12 protein-coding genes are annotated in these 16,073 nt (G+C 58.5%); 7 read left to right on the forward strand and 5 right to left on the reverse strand.

Translation table 11 applies throughout. The features are described from left to right. Window positions 1–19 precede the first annotated feature (19 nt). From U5768_RS30380 to U5768_RS30410, 7 genes are all read left to right on the forward strand, one after another. The gene (locus U5768_RS30380; RefSeq protein ID WP_322034014.1) at window positions 20–877 is read left to right on the forward strand and encodes a fumarylacetoacetate hydrolase family protein; all 858 of its coding nucleotides are present in this window, start codon (window positions 20–22) and stop codon (window positions 875–877) included. Then, entirely contained in the window at window positions 874–2,103 is a 1,230-nt protein-coding gene (locus U5768_RS30385; RefSeq protein ID WP_322034015.1) for a CaiB/BaiF CoA-transferase family protein, read from the forward strand. The genes U5768_RS30380 and U5768_RS30385 overlap by 4 nt, the downstream gene beginning before the upstream one ends. Before the next feature lie 10 nt (window positions 2,104–2,113). Next, a complete protein-coding gene (locus U5768_RS30390) occupies window positions 2,114–3,124 on the forward strand; it encodes a hydroxymethylglutaryl-CoA lyase (protein ID WP_322034016.1) in 1,011 nt (336 codons plus the stop codon). Then, window positions 3,124–4,530 carry a 3-isopropylmalate dehydratase large subunit gene (gene leuC / locus U5768_RS30395; RefSeq protein WP_322034027.1) on the forward strand — a complete coding sequence of 469 codons (1,407 nt, stop codon included), beginning with the start codon at window positions 3,124–3,126 and terminating at the stop codon, window positions 4,528–4,530. The genes U5768_RS30390 and leuC overlap by 1 nt, the downstream gene beginning before the upstream one ends. Next, on the forward strand, window positions 4,530–5,174 hold the full coding sequence (gene leuD / locus U5768_RS30400; protein ID WP_322034017.1) for a 3-isopropylmalate dehydratase small subunit: 645 nt from the start codon (window positions 4,530–4,532) through the stop codon (window positions 5,172–5,174). Before leuC ends, leuD begins: the two co-directional genes overlap by 1 nt. A 251-nt stretch (window positions 5,175–5,425) precedes the next feature. Continuing rightward, window positions 5,426–6,775: an MFS transporter gene (locus U5768_RS30405; RefSeq protein WP_322034018.1), complete on the forward strand. Its 1,350-nt coding sequence runs from the start codon at window positions 5,426–5,428 to the stop codon at window positions 6,773–6,775. A gap of 48 nt (window positions 6,776–6,823) precedes the next feature. Next, the gene (locus U5768_RS30410; RefSeq protein ID WP_322034019.1) at window positions 6,824–8,032 is read left to right on the forward strand and encodes a porin; all 1,209 of its coding nucleotides are present in this window, start codon (window positions 6,824–6,826) and stop codon (window positions 8,030–8,032) included. 633 nt (window positions 8,033–8,665) lie between these two features. On the opposite strand, the gene U5768_RS30415 is transcribed toward U5768_RS30410, so the two are convergent. The 5 genes from U5768_RS30415 to U5768_RS30435 all read right to left on the reverse strand — a co-directional run bounded on the left by U5768_RS30415 (window position 8,666) and on the right by U5768_RS30435 (window position 15,656). Next, complete coding sequence (locus U5768_RS30415; protein WP_322034020.1) at window positions 8,666–11,005, reverse strand: AAA family ATPase; 2,340 nt, start codon at window positions 11,003–11,005, stop codon at window positions 8,666–8,668. Beyond that, entirely contained in the window at window positions 10,962–11,642 is a 681-nt protein-coding gene (locus tag U5768_RS30420) for an ABC-three component system middle component 1 (RefSeq protein WP_322034021.1), read from the reverse strand. The genes U5768_RS30415 and U5768_RS30420 overlap by 44 nt, the downstream gene beginning before the upstream one ends. Then, window positions 11,639–12,865: an ABC-three component system protein gene (locus U5768_RS30425; RefSeq protein WP_322034022.1), complete on the reverse strand. Its 1,227-nt coding sequence runs from the start codon at window positions 12,863–12,865 to the stop codon at window positions 11,639–11,641. The genes U5768_RS30420 and U5768_RS30425 overlap by 4 nt, the downstream gene beginning before the upstream one ends. A 353-nt stretch (window positions 12,866–13,218) precedes the next feature. Continuing rightward, complete coding sequence (locus tag U5768_RS30430) at window positions 13,219–14,700, reverse strand: tyrosine-type recombinase/integrase (protein WP_415913997.1); 1,482 nt, start codon at window positions 14,698–14,700, stop codon at window positions 13,219–13,221. Next, window positions 14,697–15,656 carry a DNA-binding protein gene (locus U5768_RS30435; RefSeq protein ID WP_322034023.1) on the reverse strand — a complete coding sequence of 320 codons (960 nt, stop codon included), beginning with the start codon at window positions 15,654–15,656 and terminating at the stop codon, window positions 14,697–14,699. Before U5768_RS30435 ends, U5768_RS30430 begins: the two co-directional genes overlap by 4 nt. Between the last annotated feature and the right edge of the window lie 417 nt (window positions 15,657–16,073).

The raw sequence follows: 16,073 nt of genomic DNA on the forward strand, positions 1-16,073 counted from the left end.
TCGACGCAGGATTCAAGCCATGAAGATTTGCCGCTTTAACAATAACCGTATCGGAGTCATCCGCGGCGATACGGTCTACGACATCACGCCCCTGTTCAAGTCGCTCGGCGAGCCCGGCTGGCCGTACCCGCCTTACGACTGGATCATCGGGAATTTTCCGCGCGTCCAGGTGCAGATCGAGCCGTTCCTCGCCCGTGCGACCACCTTCGCCTTGTCGGAGGTGACGCTTCTCGCGCCCGTCGCGAACCCGGGCAAGATCATCGGTGCGCCGATCAACTACCGCGATCACATCGACGAGGCGAATGCCGATCAGGAGATCGCCAACGGCAAGACGTTCACGACGCTCGAGCAGTTTGGCCTCTTTATCAAGGCGCCGACCGCGCTGAACGGTCCGGACGGCATCGTCGAGTTTCCGTTTCCGGAGCGCCGCACCGACCACGAGGTCGAACTGGGCGTGATCATCGGCAAGCAGGCGAAGCGGGTGCCGCGCGAGCACGCGCTCGAATACGTCTTCGGCTACTGCGTTGCGCTGGACATGACGGTTCGCGGTCCCGAGTTCGCGGGATTCCGCAAGTCGGCCGACACGTTCGCGGTCATCGGACCGTGGATCACGACCGCCGACGAGATCGCGGACCCGAACGCGCTCGATCTCGACCTTACGGTCAACGGCGAGCCGCGCCAGAACTCCAATACGAAGTACCTGATCTACAACGTCCAGCACCTGATCGAATATGCATCGGCGATGTACACGCTGCAACCGGGCGACGTGATCATGACCGGAACGCCGGCGGGCGTCGGCCCCGTGAAGCCTGGCGACGTGATTCATGCCCGCGTGTCGCAACTGGGCGACCTGACGGTGCGGATGGCGCGGTCATGAAGAGCGAGACTTCCAGAGCGAGCGAGCCCCAGGCGGATGTGATGCCGCTTGCCGGCGTCAAGGTGCTCGAACTCGGCTCGCTGATCGCTGGACCTTACGCCAGTGCGCTGCTTGCGCAGTTCGGTGCCGAGGTGATCAAGATCGAGCCGCCGAAGGACGGTGATCCGCTGCGCAAGTGGCGCAAGCTGCACAACGACACCTCGTTGTGGTGGTACACGCAGAGCCGCAACAAGAAGTCGGTCACGCTCGATCTCAAGCGCGAAGAGGCGCGTGGGATCGTGCGCAAGCTTGCTGCGGAAGTCGATATCGTCATTGAAAACTTCCGCCCCGGCACACTCGAAAAGTGGGGCCTGGGATGGGAGCAACTTTCGGCGCTGAATCCGAAGCTGATCATGGTGCGCATTTCCGGCTATGGGCAGTCGGGTCCGTACAGCCAGCGCCCCGGCTTTGCCGCGATCGCCGAATGCATGGGCGGTCTGCGCCACGTCACCGGGTTTCCCGACCGTCCGCCCGTGCGGGTGGGCGTCAGTCTGGGCGACACGCTGGCGTCGCTGTACGGCACCATCGGCGCGCTGGTGGCCATGCATCACCTGAAGAGCCATAACGGCAAGGGGCAGTTCATCGACGTCGCGCTGTATGAGTCGGTATTTGCGGTGATGGAAAGCCTGATCCCCGAGTACGCCGAATTCGGCTTCGAGCGCGGGCGCTCGGGCGCAAGCCTGCCGGGCATTTCGCCGTCGAATACCTACCTGTGCGGCGATGGTCACTACGTCGTGATCGCGGGCAACGGCGATGCCATTTTCAAACGGCTGATGCACGCGATCGGTCGTGACGATCTCGCAGAGGACCCCGAACTGGCCCGCAACGATGGCCGCGTCAAGCACAACGACAGGCTCGATCAAGCGATTTCGGAGTGGACCACCCAGCGTCCTCTCGCGCAAGCGCTGCAGGTTCTCGAAGCCGCCGAAGTGCCCAGCGGTCGTGTTTATACCGCGTCCGACATCGCCAAAGATCCGCACTACGAAGCGCGCGGCATGATCCAGCGCGAGACGTTGCCGGACGGCGAGCCGATCGACCTGCCGGGTATCGTGCCCAAACTGAGCGAAACGCCAGGGCGCACGAAATGGGTTGGACCCGCGCTCGGTTCGCACACCGAAGAAGTGCTGGCGTCGCTGGGCATCGGAGCCGATGAGTTCGCGCGCCTGCGTGCTGATGGCGTAGTCTGAGGAGGCATCGATGAAAAGTATCGAACGCCAACGGTTATATATCCAGGAAGTGTCAGTACGCGACGGCTTCCAGATCGAGTCGTGTTTCGTGCCGACCGATCAGAAAGTCGGGCTGATCAACGCACTGAGCCGAACGGGTCTCGCGAAGATCGAGGTGACGTCGTTTACGTCGCCCAAAGCCATCCCCGCGCTCGCTGATGCCGAGACGGTGATGCAACAGATCGAACGCGCACCCGGCGTGCAGTACGCCGCACTGGTCCCCAACGTGCGCGGTGCCGAACGCGCGCTCGCCAGCTATGTCGATGAGCTGAATCTGGTGATGTCTGCCAGCGCGACGCACAACCTCGCGAACCTGCGGATGACGCCTGCGCACTCGCTGGCACAGTTCGCAGATATCGTCGCAATCGCGGCGGGCCGCGCACACATCAACGTGTCGCTTTCGACGGCATTTGGCTGCCCGTTTGAAGGCGACGTTCCCGACGCAGTGGTCCTGGACCTGATTGAGCGCTTCGCGCTCATCGGCGTGCAGCGCGTGACACTGTGCGACACGACCGGAATGGCCAACCCGGCGCAAGTGGAGCGCGTATGCCGCGAAGTCAAAAACGCCTGGCCTGAGATGACGCTCACGCTCCACTTCCACGACACGCGTTCGATGGGACTGGCAAACGCCGTGGCCGCGCTGGAAGCCGGAGTGGATCGCTTCGACGCGTCGCTCGGCGGCCTCGGCGGCTGTCCGTTCGCTCCGGGGGCCAGCGGCAACGTCTGTACCGAAGACCTGGTTCACATGTTCGAGGCCATGGGCTACGACACGGGTGTCGATCTCGATGCCCTGATTGCGCTCTCCCGGCGTCTGCCGGAAATCGTTGGTCACGAGGTGCCCGGGCAGGTCGCGAAAGCGGGACCGTCCACGCGCCGTTATCCGACGCCCGAAGGCGTCGCCGAACAGGTTGCTGCATATCGCGCTGCTGGCCCATGCGTCGGCACGGTCGATCCCGCCACGACGGGACAGAGGAGTGCATGATGGGACTGACTCTGGTCGAAAAACTGTGGCGTCGGCATGTCGTGCACGAAGGAGAAGACGGGCGCGCGCTGCTGTATGTTGATCGTCACCTCGTGTATGAAGTGACGAGCCCGCAAGCCTTCGAAGGCCTGCGGCTGAGCGGACGCAAGCCATGGCGCGCGAAGACAGTGCTGGCCACCGCGGATCACAATGTGCCGACGACCGGGCGAGCACTGGGGATCGCAGATCCGCTGTCGCGCATTCAGGTGGAACAGTTGAGTCGCAACTGCGAAGAGTTCGGTATTACCGAGTTCGGGCTCAAGGATCGGCGTCAGGGCATCATTCACGTGATCGGCCCGGAGCAGGGCGCCACGCTGCCCGGCATGACGGTGGTCGCGGGCGATTCGCATACGAGCACGCACGGTGCATTCGGTGCGCTGGCATTCGGCGTCGGCACGTCGGAAGTCGAGCATGTGCTGGCCACCCAGTGCCTCCCGGTGGGCCGGATGACACCGATGCTGGTGCGTGTCGAGGGTGAATTGCCATCGGGCGTCACGGCGAAAGACCTGATCCTGCACATCATTGGCCTGATCGGCACTTCCGGCGGCACGGGCTATGCCATCGAGTTTGGCGGCAGCACCATCAGGGCGCTGTCGATGGAAGGGCGGATGACGTTGTGCAACATGGCGATCGAGGCTGGCGCACGTGTCGGTCTGATCGGCGTGGACCAAAAGACAATCGACTACGTCAAAGGGCGACCCTTTGCCCCGCGTGACGAGCAATGGGATCAGGCGGTCGCGTATTGGCAAACGTTGGTCAGCGACGACGACGCGCACTTCGCCCGCACCATCGAGATCGATGCGGACACCGTGAAGCCCATGGTGACCTGGGGCACGTCGCCCGAGATGGTGCAGCCCATCGACGGTCGAGTCCCCGATCCAGCGCTTGAGCCAGATCCCGTGAAGCGCGCTGGCATGCAGACCGCGCTTGCCTACATGGGGCTGGAGCCCGGTACCGCCATCGAGGCGATCCGGCCTGACAAGGTATTCATCGGCTCGTGCACGAACGCCCGTATCGAGGACCTGCGCGCGGCAGCGGCTGTGCTCAAGGGAAAGCACATTGCGCCGACGATCAAGCTGGCGCTAGCCGTGCCAGGCTCCGGACTCGTGAAGGCGCAGGCTGAAGCCGAAGGGCTCGACCGCGTATTTATCGATGCGGGTTTTGAGTGGCGCGAACCCGGCTGCTCGATGTGCCTTGGCATGAACGACGACCGGCTGTCGGCAGGCGAGCGTTGCGCATCGACCTCGAACCGCAACTTCGAAGGCAGACAAGGCGCGGGTGGCCGAACCCATCTCGTCAGTCCTGCCATGGCCGCTGCAGCAGCAATTGCCGGTCAGTTCACCGACATTCAACTGGAGGCGCACTGATGCAGCCCTTCACGACACTGGATGGCCTCGTTGTGCCGGTTGACCGGGCCAATGTCGATACCGACGCGATCATCCCGAAGCAGTTCATGAAGTCGATCCAGCGCACCGGCTTCGGCGAGAACCTGTTCGACGAGTGGCGTTATCTCGATCGCGGCGAGCCGGGACAGGACTGCTCCGTGCGGCCTCGCAACCCGGATTTCGCCTTGAACGAAGCACGCTATCAGGGAGCCTCGATCCTGCTGACGCGCGCCAACTTCGGCTGTGGCTCCAGCCGCGAGCACGCGCCTTGGGCGTTGCACGACTACGGTATCCGCGTGCTGATTGCGCCAGGTTTTGCCGACATCTTCTACGGCAACTGCTTCAAGAACGGCATGTTGCCGATCGTGTTGCCGGATGCGGAAGTGCAGCGCCTGTTCGAGGACGTTGAAGCCACCCCGGGTTTCCGCCTCAGCGTGGATCTCCATAGCCAGATTATCACGACGCTGGGCGGCCGAACCCTGCGCTTCGAGGTCGATCCGTTCCGCAGGCACTGTCTGCTCAACGGACTCGACGACATCGCCTTGACGCTGGAGCGGGAGGCCAACATCCGCCAATACGAAGACTCCCGGCGCGCGCTCGAACCCTGGATCTTCGACGCAAGCTGAAAAAGAATCTATGGCTCTTTATCAAGGAGACTACTCCAGATAATAAGTATACCGAAATATTTACAAATGAATGTTGCAGATACAGCGTTCAAAAAGAAACGTGGCTGCAGCATGACCTCGTGAGGGGATGCTGCCCGGAAATTGCAGGCATTCCGATGGCTGTCCCGTGCTGGAAAGACATCCCGGCTGTGCGCTGCAATCTGTGCGGCGCAGGTGGAATTGACGCGTGCAGCCAATACTGGAGGAAGACAATGAAACTGGATCTCAAATCGGCTATTGATGAAAGCCCGATGAGCGCGTTTCAGAAATTGGTGGTGGTCGTCTGCATTGTTCTGAACATGCTGGACGGCTTTGATGTTCTCGCGGTTGCGTTTTCTGCGCCGCATCTTGCAGCCGACTGGCATCTGAACGGCAAGCAACTGGGCGCATTGCTTGGTGCAGGGCTGTTTGGCATGGCAGCCGGCGGCCTTTTCATCGCCCCCTTCGCCGACCGCATCGGTCGACGCCTGCTCGTGCTGCTTTGCCTTTTCGCCATCGCGGGCGGGATGGTCGCGTCGGCGTTCGCTCAAACGCTGGATGAGCTGGTGGTGTTGCGCGTAGTCACGGGCCTTGGGATCGGCGGCATGCTCGCAAGCATCTCCGTTATCGCCGCCGAGTACGCGTCGAACAAATGGAGAAGTGGCGCAATCAGCATGCAATCGACCGGCTATACGCTCGGGGCGACAATCGGCGGCGCAATAACGGGTGTGCTGCTGAGCTATTACAGCTGGCGAAGCGCATTTCTTTTCGGCGGGGTCTGCACGTTACTGATCATCCCCGTTGCGCTCTACGGGCTTCCGGAATCGCTGGATTTCCTGATCGCAAGGCGCCCCAAGGGCGCGCTCGGCAAAGTGAACGCCATCCTGAAGCGCATGAAGTGGGAAACGGTCGAGCAACTGCCGGTCGCGGACTACACAGCAGAGGCGACGCTCGCACCGACGAGCGGTCGTGGAGCGACGTCGCCGGTCATGATTTTACGCACCATCCTTATCTGGATGGCGTTTGTACTTGTAATGGCCGGATTCTATTTCGTCATGAGCTGGACGCCGAAGCTTCTCGTGCAGGCGGGCATGTCCGCGGCGCAGGGCGTAACGGGTGGCGTGCTGCTGAACGTCGGGGGCATTATCGGCTGCACGCTGTTCAGCCTGGTGTCTGGCCACGTGAAACTCAGGAACCTGCTCAGCGCATTTCTGGTGGCTAGCGCCATGGTGCTCGTGTTCTTCGGAGCGAACGGTTCACGACTGCAGTACGCCATGCCTGCTTCGATCGTGCTGGGCGCAGCGATTTCGGCATGCGTGGGCGGCCTCTACGCACTGACGCCGCTTCTCTACTCGCCGAAGGCACGCACAACGGGTGTGGGCTGGGCCGTCGGTATGGGGCGACTGGGCGCAATGGTCGCGCCTGTGCTCGTCGGCATTCTGATGGACAGGGGCTGGCAGGCTTCGAATCTGTACTACCTCTTTGCAGTTCCATTTCTGTTAGCGGCGGTGCCCGTCAATGTGATCGCTTATACCCTCACAAGTCGGGAACGCACGCGTCAGGCTGATGCAGTTGAAGTGTGAAAACTAGAAATCTGGAAGATTTGGCGATCCAACAACGGAGACAAAAGAGTGAAGAAAGGTTTGGAGTGCAAAGTTGTAGTAAAAATCAGCTTGCTGGCTGCCGGACTCTGGTTGGCCAACGCTGCGTATGCCGATAACAATGTGACGCTGTACGGCATCATGGACGCTGGCGTGATGTATCTGAGTCATTCGACGCCGGGCTTTAACGGCACGGAAACCGGTACCGGTCGGCAATTCGCGCTGACCAATGGAGGCTATTCTCCGTCGCTATTCGGCCTGAAGGGCTCGGAGGATCTGGGCGGCGGCCTCAAGGCGATCTTCAAACTCGAAAGCGGTATCAGCCTCGCCAACGGCGGATTCGATAACCCGCCAGCCAACAACGGGCTTTTCAATCGTACTGCCGAAGTGGGGCTGTCAAGCCAGTACGGCACGCTGAAGGCGGGTCTGCAACTTTCGCCGTTTTTTCTAACCATTGACGATCTCGACCCGCGTAGCGTGAGCCAGTTCGGCAGCATGCTCACGACGACTATCGACAACAGCCTGATCGCAGCGACCTTCATGCCCAATGCGCTCAGCTACACCTCCCCGGACATCGGCGGATTCGAGTTCGCAGGCTTGTTTGGTTTGGGCGGTGTCGCGGGAGATTTCCAGAATGGTCGATCGTGGTCGTTGAGCGCGAAGTACACCAACGGCACGTTCCTCGCGGCCGCGTCCTATATCAGCGTCAACAATGCAAGTGACACGGGTCTCGCCGCGATCGGCGGACTTTATCCGGCTAATGTGCGTGCGTATACTGCGGGTGCCAGCTACAAGTTCGGCAGCGTGATCGTCAAGGGCGCGTTTACGAATTTCAAGGCGAACAGCGTACCAGTTTCGGTCAATCCGGCGCTGACCAACTCGACCGACACCAGTGTCAATGTCTACAGCGGCGGTGCCGACTGGTTCGTACTCCCGACGCTTGAGCTCAACGGCGCTGTCTATTATCAGCAGGATCGCGTGCATTCGGGCGACCGTTCGATCACGGTGGCAGCCGGCACACAATATTTCCTGTCGAAACGTACGGCGCTTTATGCGCAGGTCGCCGTTGTCAACAACAAGTGCTCGGCCAGCGGTCAGTGCCTGGGGTCCGGCCTCTCAGTGGAAAGCGGTGGCAGCGCGATCGGTGGCGTGGAAGGACTCGGGACCGCCGCCGCGGGTCTCGGCCTGCCGCCCGGTACCACAGTTGGCGCTGACGTCGGTATCCGCGTCAGATTCTAGGCCAGTAGTTTTTCCAACTTCAAATCAGACTGAGGCGATGTTCGCGTTGAACGGGCTGGCGCAGCAGCCCGCGAGCGCGACCGCCTGGCGGTGACGCTGGAAGCTTCCGCAGAAAAAGGCACAGGTCTATGAAAAGCAATGCCAATCGCGGCAACTCGATGCGGGATGTCGATTAAAGCAAAAAGCGGACAAATTTAAATGAAATGTTGAACAGTAGGAAGGGGCTGATTTTGGGTAGCCGCTCGGATCGTTAAGCCAGAAAGTGAGCAATTTTTGCAGAAATCAATCAAAAAGCGAATTCATTTGTGAGGTATGGTTAAGTCGTTGATTTTGCTAGGGGCGTTCCGCGAGAGAATCGGCGGATAAAGCAAATCCTGAGCGTTCGGTCACGTCAATGCGTCTTGAAATGTTGCATGACAGAGAGTTAAGCAAAATTTAAAACAAGGCCGGCAGGGCGCGAAGCGCAAACGGTTTTGGCGTCCCGCGGACTCAACTGGTCGATGCACCGGATTGGCGAAATCGCTCAGCCGGTCTGCGGAAGTTGATACGTCCGATCATTAATGCTTACCTGTCTTACGAGCGCCCCGCGACCAACACAGGCCTTACCACGGGACGCTCAACGCCATTCAGTCGTTAGTTCCGGACATCTGCGAGACTTTGCATATGAAAGGATTTCTGTCCTAGATTGGCGCGCTCGAACCGGTACCTCATGTATGCAGCAATGTCATCTTCATGTGACGACATAAGTAGCTGGCGATCTTTGAGCTCGCACCGCAGTAGATCCGTCAGGGAAGCGACATTGATATCATCGAGTGACTGTGCGGGGTCATCAATGAGCACGAATGGGGTCTTAGAGTAAACACGATTGAGCGCGAGGAAGAACGCGAGACTCAGTGCCGAAATCTGTCCAGAACTCATAGACAGGGTCGCGTCATGCTCCGATTGCTCTGCTGTTGAGAATTGGAGCTTTTTCCCATCTCCTCGTTCGATGAATAGTCCTAATCCCCGTTGATAATTCTGGATGAGTCTGCCGCTGTAGACATGAAAGATAAGCTCTATGTCTGCAATCGTATTCGCAGAGTAGTTTCGTTCCGTCTCCACCAATACTGACTTTAGGGCGCTGATACGGGATTTGGCGTTTTTTCTAGCGTCTTTCAGTGCGTTCTTAGCATTTAGCTCCTGCTTTGCGGCGTGAAGCGCGGAATTTTGGCGCGTCCTATACGTATAAACAAGATAGGCTTGTTTCTCAACAAATTGCGTTGACTCGATTGAGTAAAAATCATCGAAGCTTGCAAAGCCTTCGATGATACACGGTTCCCAGTTTAAGGGCGGGTCGTCTCCCTCTTTGCCCTTGAGATTTCGGATGCGGCCGATAAGTGCTTCTTTCCTCGACGCGAGTAGAGCTGCTTCTGATGCGAAGTCGGCCTCATAATCGATTCCTAACTCTTCCAGACGGGCATTAAGCTTGCGGATATTCTCAAACGATTCTTTAGCGTTTTCCAGCGCTAAAAGCAAGGGGTGGTTAAAATCGCTCGCTAGCTTCCTTTGTTCCTCGGCAATCTGAATGCGGATTGGCCCTAATTGTTCATCAATTGTTGCAGCGACCTCCACCATCTGCTTCGCCAGCGCATCAAGGCTGTCGTTCAAGGTCGATCCGGTTAGCGCAATTGCCGAAAGAAGCTGTTCACTGGTATTCCACTCGTGCCCGCACATTGGACAGCTTGATTCGTGCTCGCGTCGCAATTTCTCGGTCGCATCGAGCAGATCTCTTCGGGCATTCACGACGGCGGCCAAGGCTACATCAAGTTCCTTAGCCTTGCTCGACAAGGTGTCTCGCGACATTATTGCCGATCTCAACGCCGTGTCCACGTTCGTTCCGCGCGACACTGCGAAATCGATGTCGTCAACCGCGATCTCTTTCGCGTTTTTTCCGAATCGGTTCGATATCTGCTGCAGCAATTCTAGGCGCGTGCTGTTCGCGCGTAGATCGTCGTACTTGTCGAGATGCTTGCCGACCGAGACCACAAGGGCGAAAAGAGCGTCGTTTCCGACAACATACCCCTCGATCTCGCGATTCTTACGACGGAGTCGAATCTCATCGCGTACTTCAGGCCTCGACGCAGAGATTAGGATTTCTATTTTTTGATTTAACTCTAGAAAACGCTGTGAATCTGCCGTTGGAAACGGATCTTTAGCGTCCCAGTCAGGCGCGGGTGTTCTGGTTGCAAATCCGCGATGCTCTATCGGCGCCCCGGTTTCTCGTGTTGCTGAAAGATTTTTGATGACTGTGGACAGGCGATCGATTTCCGCGGCATCCGTCTTGGAGTTTATCAGAGTCGATAAACCTTTTTCAGCCTTTGAGAGGACATCAATTTTGTTTATGACATCTTTTGCATCAATTAACGATTCGATAACTCCTTTGCGATCTGCAGTGGAACTGCCAAAAATAAAGGAACTTTCTCCTTGATGGAGGTAATTGATTAGCGAATAGTTTTTCGAAAAATTTTTCCCGAAAATCTCGTCGAAATAATTCGAGGGAATTTCAGATGAGAAGTCGGGAGAATCAAATTCATCCAGTTTACAAAGTCGGAATATGTCGAACTTGTCCGCCCGGTTATTAGCCGGGATGCTCAATGAGTCGGGATCCGCAAATCGTGCAAACGCGTGCTTTTCGCCAGACTCAAGATCTTCAAATTCAACCTTTATAAACAACGTTTTCTTGCCATTTTTGGTATTCCAGTACAGGTTATCCTCGTAATTCGTTTTTGATTTTTGCATAATCGTCTCAAAAAGTCGATTGAGACGAACAATCTTTCCGGTCAGTAGAAGCTCAATGGCGTCAAAGATTGTGGTTTTCCCGTATCCATTAGGCCCTTCTAGGGTGATAAGAGTCGTTGCATCGAATTCGAAATTCGAATGCGAAAAAGCCTTAAATCCCTGTATCTGAATTCTTGATATTTTCCAGTTCTTCATTGACAATTTTCTGAATAAATTCGTCTAATTTATCGTCTTCCGTTGCGGCGTGAAATTTTTCCCACAACTCTGTCATCTGTCTATCAGCGATAACTTCATCAATCTTTACTGATAGAGGGATAAGCTCCCTTTCTTTCCAAGGCATTTCAAGAAAAGGTATTTTAATAAATATTCGAGCGGCTACGCCATAGAGTGAGGGAGTCCTTGGGTCGTTCTTGTAATCCGAAAATTGAGCTTGATCGGAAAGTACGCCAATCAGATCATCGGGATTTTTGTCTTTGAGAAGAATTCCTTCTGCTTTGGTGTAGTAGAGAAAGTATTTTTTGAAAAAATATGGGTCTTCTTCATAGTTTAGAATAGTTTTTTCCAGTCGATCGTACTCCGCAAGCTGGTCGACCATATGCATCAGGACTAGATCACAGTTCTTGTTGAACCCCGGTCGTGAACTCAGTTCGAGGGGAGCCTTGCTCAGCACAATTTCATGTAACTGATCGACTTCCGGAAGTTGGCTGAGCGCGGCAAAAATCAGATAACGCTGAGTATCTCCAGTGCTGACAAAAAAGCTGTAGCTCTCATCGCTAAGAATGCACTCGAAGCCGGCCTTCTTCACAATTTCAAATAAAATTTTCTCGATCACTTTAATTCCTCTTGTGCGACATCTACTGATATAATTCGCATTTCCACCATCTTTGTAATGTTAAATCGATGTTTCTCGGCTATGCCGGGCGGCCGAGTAATTCTCTCCGTAGACTCGCTGACGACGAGATTTTTAATATCTCCCATCGCGATAAACGTATCGAATTCAAATAGCAGACTGATAAGTTTTGAATTTTGTAAAATCTGTCGGGAAAGCCGTTTTTGAAATGTTCTTGCGTGTCGTCCATCGAGATGAATGGCCGTTGGAAGATACTTCGACAGACCCTTTCCATAGTGAGGGATGTCACGAAAGATCATCTCGCATGCGATATTCATAATAATATCTGCGTAATACTGCAAATCGTCGAATCGTAAAGATTCTGACGAATCATGCGGCCTGAATGAGGCGATGGCTGCCCTCAATTTTTCATTTTCTAGAGTATATAAAAAATCAAATGCCAACTGCGCGCGCTCAATCTCCAGATCGTCAAATCCGTTGTCTTCGTCGAAAATGTAAGCTTCTAGGGTGTCGGCAAACGTTGCGCGGAGCTTCAGGAGTATGTACTCCTCGTCTTCTCTATCGCTGTATTCTTTTTCTATAAATTCCCTGACGGTTGCGGAATCTATCGTGCTCTCGTACGCTGCAGCATTTTGGGATTTTCCATTGTGAATTTTTCCGTGCACTTTGATTACATGCGCAGAAATCATCTCTGAGAGTTGACAATATTTTTTTTCAACAAGAATGTCCGTATTGGTTAGATTGTGCTTGTCAAGATAAGCTTTAATCTTATCCTTTGTTAATCCTTCGATATTGTCAATTGGGCAATGAGTGCAGCCATCATAAGTGTAAAATTTGACGTACCCACCCTTCGAATTTTCGTAATCGGAGGCGTCATCTATGGGCTGCGCAATGTGAAAATATCGCGTTGTCTCCGGAGAGCAGTCGATGCAAATTTTGCTGGATTTGTCTAGTGCTTTCACAAAATCCGAGCGGTAGCGAGATATTTTGGCTTTAACCTGATGCACAGAAACGGCTTTGTTGTTTATGTATATGGCGAAATCATCGGTGCTGTCCAGTTGCAACTTGAATTCGGATAAGTCAATGCCATTGAATGATTTATCCAGGATCAGCCTTACTGCATGGAATAGAGCTACTTTTCCCTGATAGACAAATCCCCCCCACGATGAAATTGCGCTCTCAGGTGTTGTGTTAGTGTTGGTCATATTCTTATTGCATAGTCATGTGCGGCGAGGTCGCCACCGATAATATTACATTTGCCACGTCAATGATCAAGAAGCGAGCGACTAATGACATGCAATGATGACCGCGGCACTTTATGCCGTGGCCGTTGCAATGTCACACGCCTATTGGCGTGATCTAGGGGCGAGTTTCGTGACAGAAATCGCTGTCGGGTGCACGCCGCTTCAGCGAGCCCTGCATTCCAGCATCGACGTACCAACGTCCGCAATCGCCGATGAGCAGCGAAGAGGGCAAGTTGGAAAGTCGGTCAACGACAGAGGTCCGTTCGAGTTGTGATGCGCATGTTTTCCTGTCTTCTCAAAGAGGGCTAGTTACTTCACGGAAAACTCCCCTCCACAAACGCACGCAGCTGCGTGGTGTCGGTCCTCGCATAGGCCGCCGTCGTCTGCACCGAGGCGTGGCCGAGCAGCGCCTGCGCCACCGGCAGGGGCACACGGTGATCGACCACCAGCGTGCGCGCGTAGCCGTGGCGCAGCCAGTGTGTGGAGGCGGCTTCGAGCGCCGCGCGCATCGCGCGCTCTTCTGGCGGCAGCCGCGCCGCAGCGAGTGCAAACACCGCCCGCACCTCGTCGTAGAGGCCGCTCGCACCCAGCGCGCGGCCACGTTCGCTGTGGATGAGCGGTAACTGTTCGCCGGGCGGCGGGTCGCTGGGCAGCCCCCGCGCCTGACGGTAGGCACGCAGCACCGGCAGGCAGCCTGAGGGCAGCGGAATCGCGCGGAGTTTGCCGCCTTTGCCGGTGACGTGCAGGGTCCACTGCCGGGCCTCATCGAGCTCGATGCGCGGTAGCGCGAGTGCCTCGTGCCACACCAGTTCGGCGAGCCGGATACCCGCAAAGCGGTACAGCGCCCAGATGGCCCTGCGCCTGGCCCAGACCGTTGCCGGAACGTCTTCCGGCGCGTCACCGGCGGCGACCGCATCGCAGTGCGCCAGGGCCGCCGCGGGCAGGAACCGCACCGGCGTCCACGTCATGCGGGCGCGCCGCCCGGCCGCGAGTCCTTCCGCCGGATTGACGCCCAGATAGCCCGTGCGGTGCCACCAGGCGAAGAGGCTCGAAACCACGGCGAGCGCGCGGGAGGTGCTTGCCGGCGCCGCGCGCCGGGTCTTGCCATCCCCGTGATGCTGTGGCGCCTGGATGGCGTCACGGTACGCCATCAGGTCCTGGCGGGTGAGATCCGAGAGCGGCCCCAGGTGCTCGCGCTGGCACCAGACCGCGAGCCGCCGCAGTTCCGTCACGTAGGCGCGCAGGGTGTGCGGCGAGTGCGAGGCCCGCTCGCGCAGGAAGAGGCGCACCGCCTGCGCGTCATCGGCCACCCCGAGGGTGTTGGTCAGCGCCGCCGCATTCGCGAAGCGCCCGGCGCGTGCGAGCCACACCGGATCGATGGCAGCGGGCAGCAGGGCAGCGTCATCCGTAATGGCCTGCTGAACCGTGACGGCGGTGTCCGGCACAGGGCCTGCCGCCATGAAGCGGAAGCGCCGCCGGTGCTGCCGCAGGGCGCGTTCGAGCACGGTGGCGGCGGACGGCGCCGAGGCCTCCGGCACCACGCGCAGGCGCCCGTGATCCCAGTACTCAATGGCGGTGTCGTGGTCGAGCAGCAGCGCGAACACGGCCGGGTGTTCGCGCTTCGCATCGGCCAGCGACGGGCAGCCGCGCTTGAGCGCCGTGAGTGTCCAGCGCAGGTAGACCGGGTGGCCGAGCGCGTGGGCGACGTAGGCGAGCGCCGCGTCGGTGGTATCCGGCAGGTGCTGCGGTGGCCGGCAGCCGGTTTCGAGCCAGCGCGATGGCGTCACCGGAGTCATCGCGCTTTCCCCGTGGACCGGCCGGCGGCCGCCTTTGTCGTTCGGGCCATGCGATGGGCGGCTGGCCGCGTATCCGCCGCCTTGCCCCGTCCGTTGACTGAACCGGCGCCGATGCGCGCCAGCGTCTGGCGCTGCTGGTCCACCAGCGTGGCCAGCGCCGCGGCTTCCGCGGCGGCGTGCTGCCGGGCGTCGCGTTCCTGTGACAGGTCCGCGAGCAGGCGCTCGCGCAGCGACTCGAGCGCAGTGAGGCGCTCGCCCGCGCGGACGAGTTCCGCCTCGAGGCGCTGCCGCTCCGTCTGGAACGTCTCGCGCTGGTGGGCGGTTTCGCGCAGCAGCTGTTTCGCGAGACCGTCGTAGCGGACGCGTTCGGTGGCGAGTTCACCGGCGTGTTTGCGGGCGGCATCGGTTGCCGCCGCCTCGACACCCTCCAGCTGCGCGCGCAGTTTTCCCGCCGTGTCCTCGAGGGCACTCGCGCGCTGCGTGGCCGCCTCGAAGCTGGCGCGGGCCACGGCCAGTTCCCCGTCGCGCGCACCGAGCTGGCTCCGCACGTCGGCGAGTTCGAACCGCAGCAGCTCGACCTTCAGTCCGGCGTTGCGCTGCGCCTCGGTGGCGGCTTCCACCATCGCTTCCGTCTCGCGGCGCAGCCGCACGATGCCGCCGAGCTGCGTGGCCACCGCCGCTTCCCACAGCGCGCGCATCTGTTCGGCGATTTCAGGCGGCACGCCGGGCACGGCGAACCCGGCGAGGCCCGCCTGCACGATTTCCGCCTCGATGGCGTTGAGGTGCCGCGAGAGCGTGGCAGGGTCGCCGGCACCCAGGCGTGCCCGGAGCTTTCTCACCGAGACGATCCTGCGGAAGCGGGTGTCGGAGGCGGGTGCCGGGTCGCCGGCCTCGGCGAGCATCGCGAGCACGGCCGCGCGGATCGCGTCGGGGGTGACGGCAGCGGGGCGGGACATGGGGCCTCCGGTAGCGGACGGGCGGCAAGCAGGCTGCGAAAGAGCGGCAAGCGGGCAGCAAACGGGCAGGCGCCTGCGCGGCGCGGGGCGGTCGGCAAAGCCGGCCGCGCGGGGCGCAGGGCGGGAATTCCAGAATAGATTACGCACAGGCCTGACGCCAGAAAACCGTTTCTGGCGCGCTTAAAAAGCGGGCCGCCGTGATAAACGCCATTATCGTGGCTATCCCAGCAACCGGGCGCCCGCAGGTGCCCATGATGGCGTGCGGCTGCCTTGCCAGCCTTCACGTGTAAGCCCCACGCCCGCGTCGATATTGTCCGAGGCGATTTACCGCAATTGCGCATCCGCCCATCACTACGCGCAGCGTCTGCGCATGTACGCTCTTTCACAGGCCGCGAATCCGCCGAAACAGCGCTTCAT

The organism is Paraburkholderia sp. J76, from assembly GCF_905220295.1.
Taxonomy (GTDB): Bacteria; Pseudomonadota; Gammaproteobacteria; order Burkholderiales; family Burkholderiaceae; genus Paraburkholderia.

Coding starts and splice junctions, on each gene's coding strand:
- U5768_RS30380 (WP_322034014.1), top strand. CDS start 20: ATGAAGATTTGCCGCTTTAACAATAACCGTATCGGAGTCATCCGCGGC.
- U5768_RS30385 (WP_322034015.1), top strand. CDS start 874: ATGAAGAGCGAGACTTCCAGAGCGAGCGAGCCCCAGGCGGATGTGATG.
- U5768_RS30390 (WP_322034016.1), top strand. CDS start 2,114: ATGAAAAGTATCGAACGCCAACGGTTATATATCCAGGAAGTGTCAGTA.
- leuC (WP_322034027.1), top strand. CDS start 3,124: ATGGGACTGACTCTGGTCGAAAAACTGTGGCGTCGGCATGTCGTGCAC.
- leuD (WP_322034017.1), top strand. CDS start 4,530: ATGCAGCCCTTCACGACACTGGATGGCCTCGTTGTGCCGGTTGACCGG.
- U5768_RS30405 (WP_322034018.1), top strand. CDS start 5,426: ATGAAACTGGATCTCAAATCGGCTATTGATGAAAGCCCGATGAGCGCG.
- U5768_RS30415 (WP_322034020.1), bottom strand. CDS start 11,005: ATGAAGAACTGGAAAATATCAAGAATTCAGATACAGGGATTTAAGGCT.
- U5768_RS30425 (WP_322034022.1), bottom strand. CDS start 12,865: ATGACCAACACTAACACAACACCTGAGAGCGCAATTTCATCGTGGGGG.
- U5768_RS30430 (WP_415913997.1), bottom strand. CDS start 14,700: ATGACTCCGGTGACGCCATCGCGCTGGCTCGAAACCGGCTGCCGGCCA.
- U5768_RS30435 (WP_322034023.1), bottom strand. CDS start 15,656: ATGTCCCGCCCCGCTGCCGTCACCCCCGACGCGATCCGCGCGGCCGTG.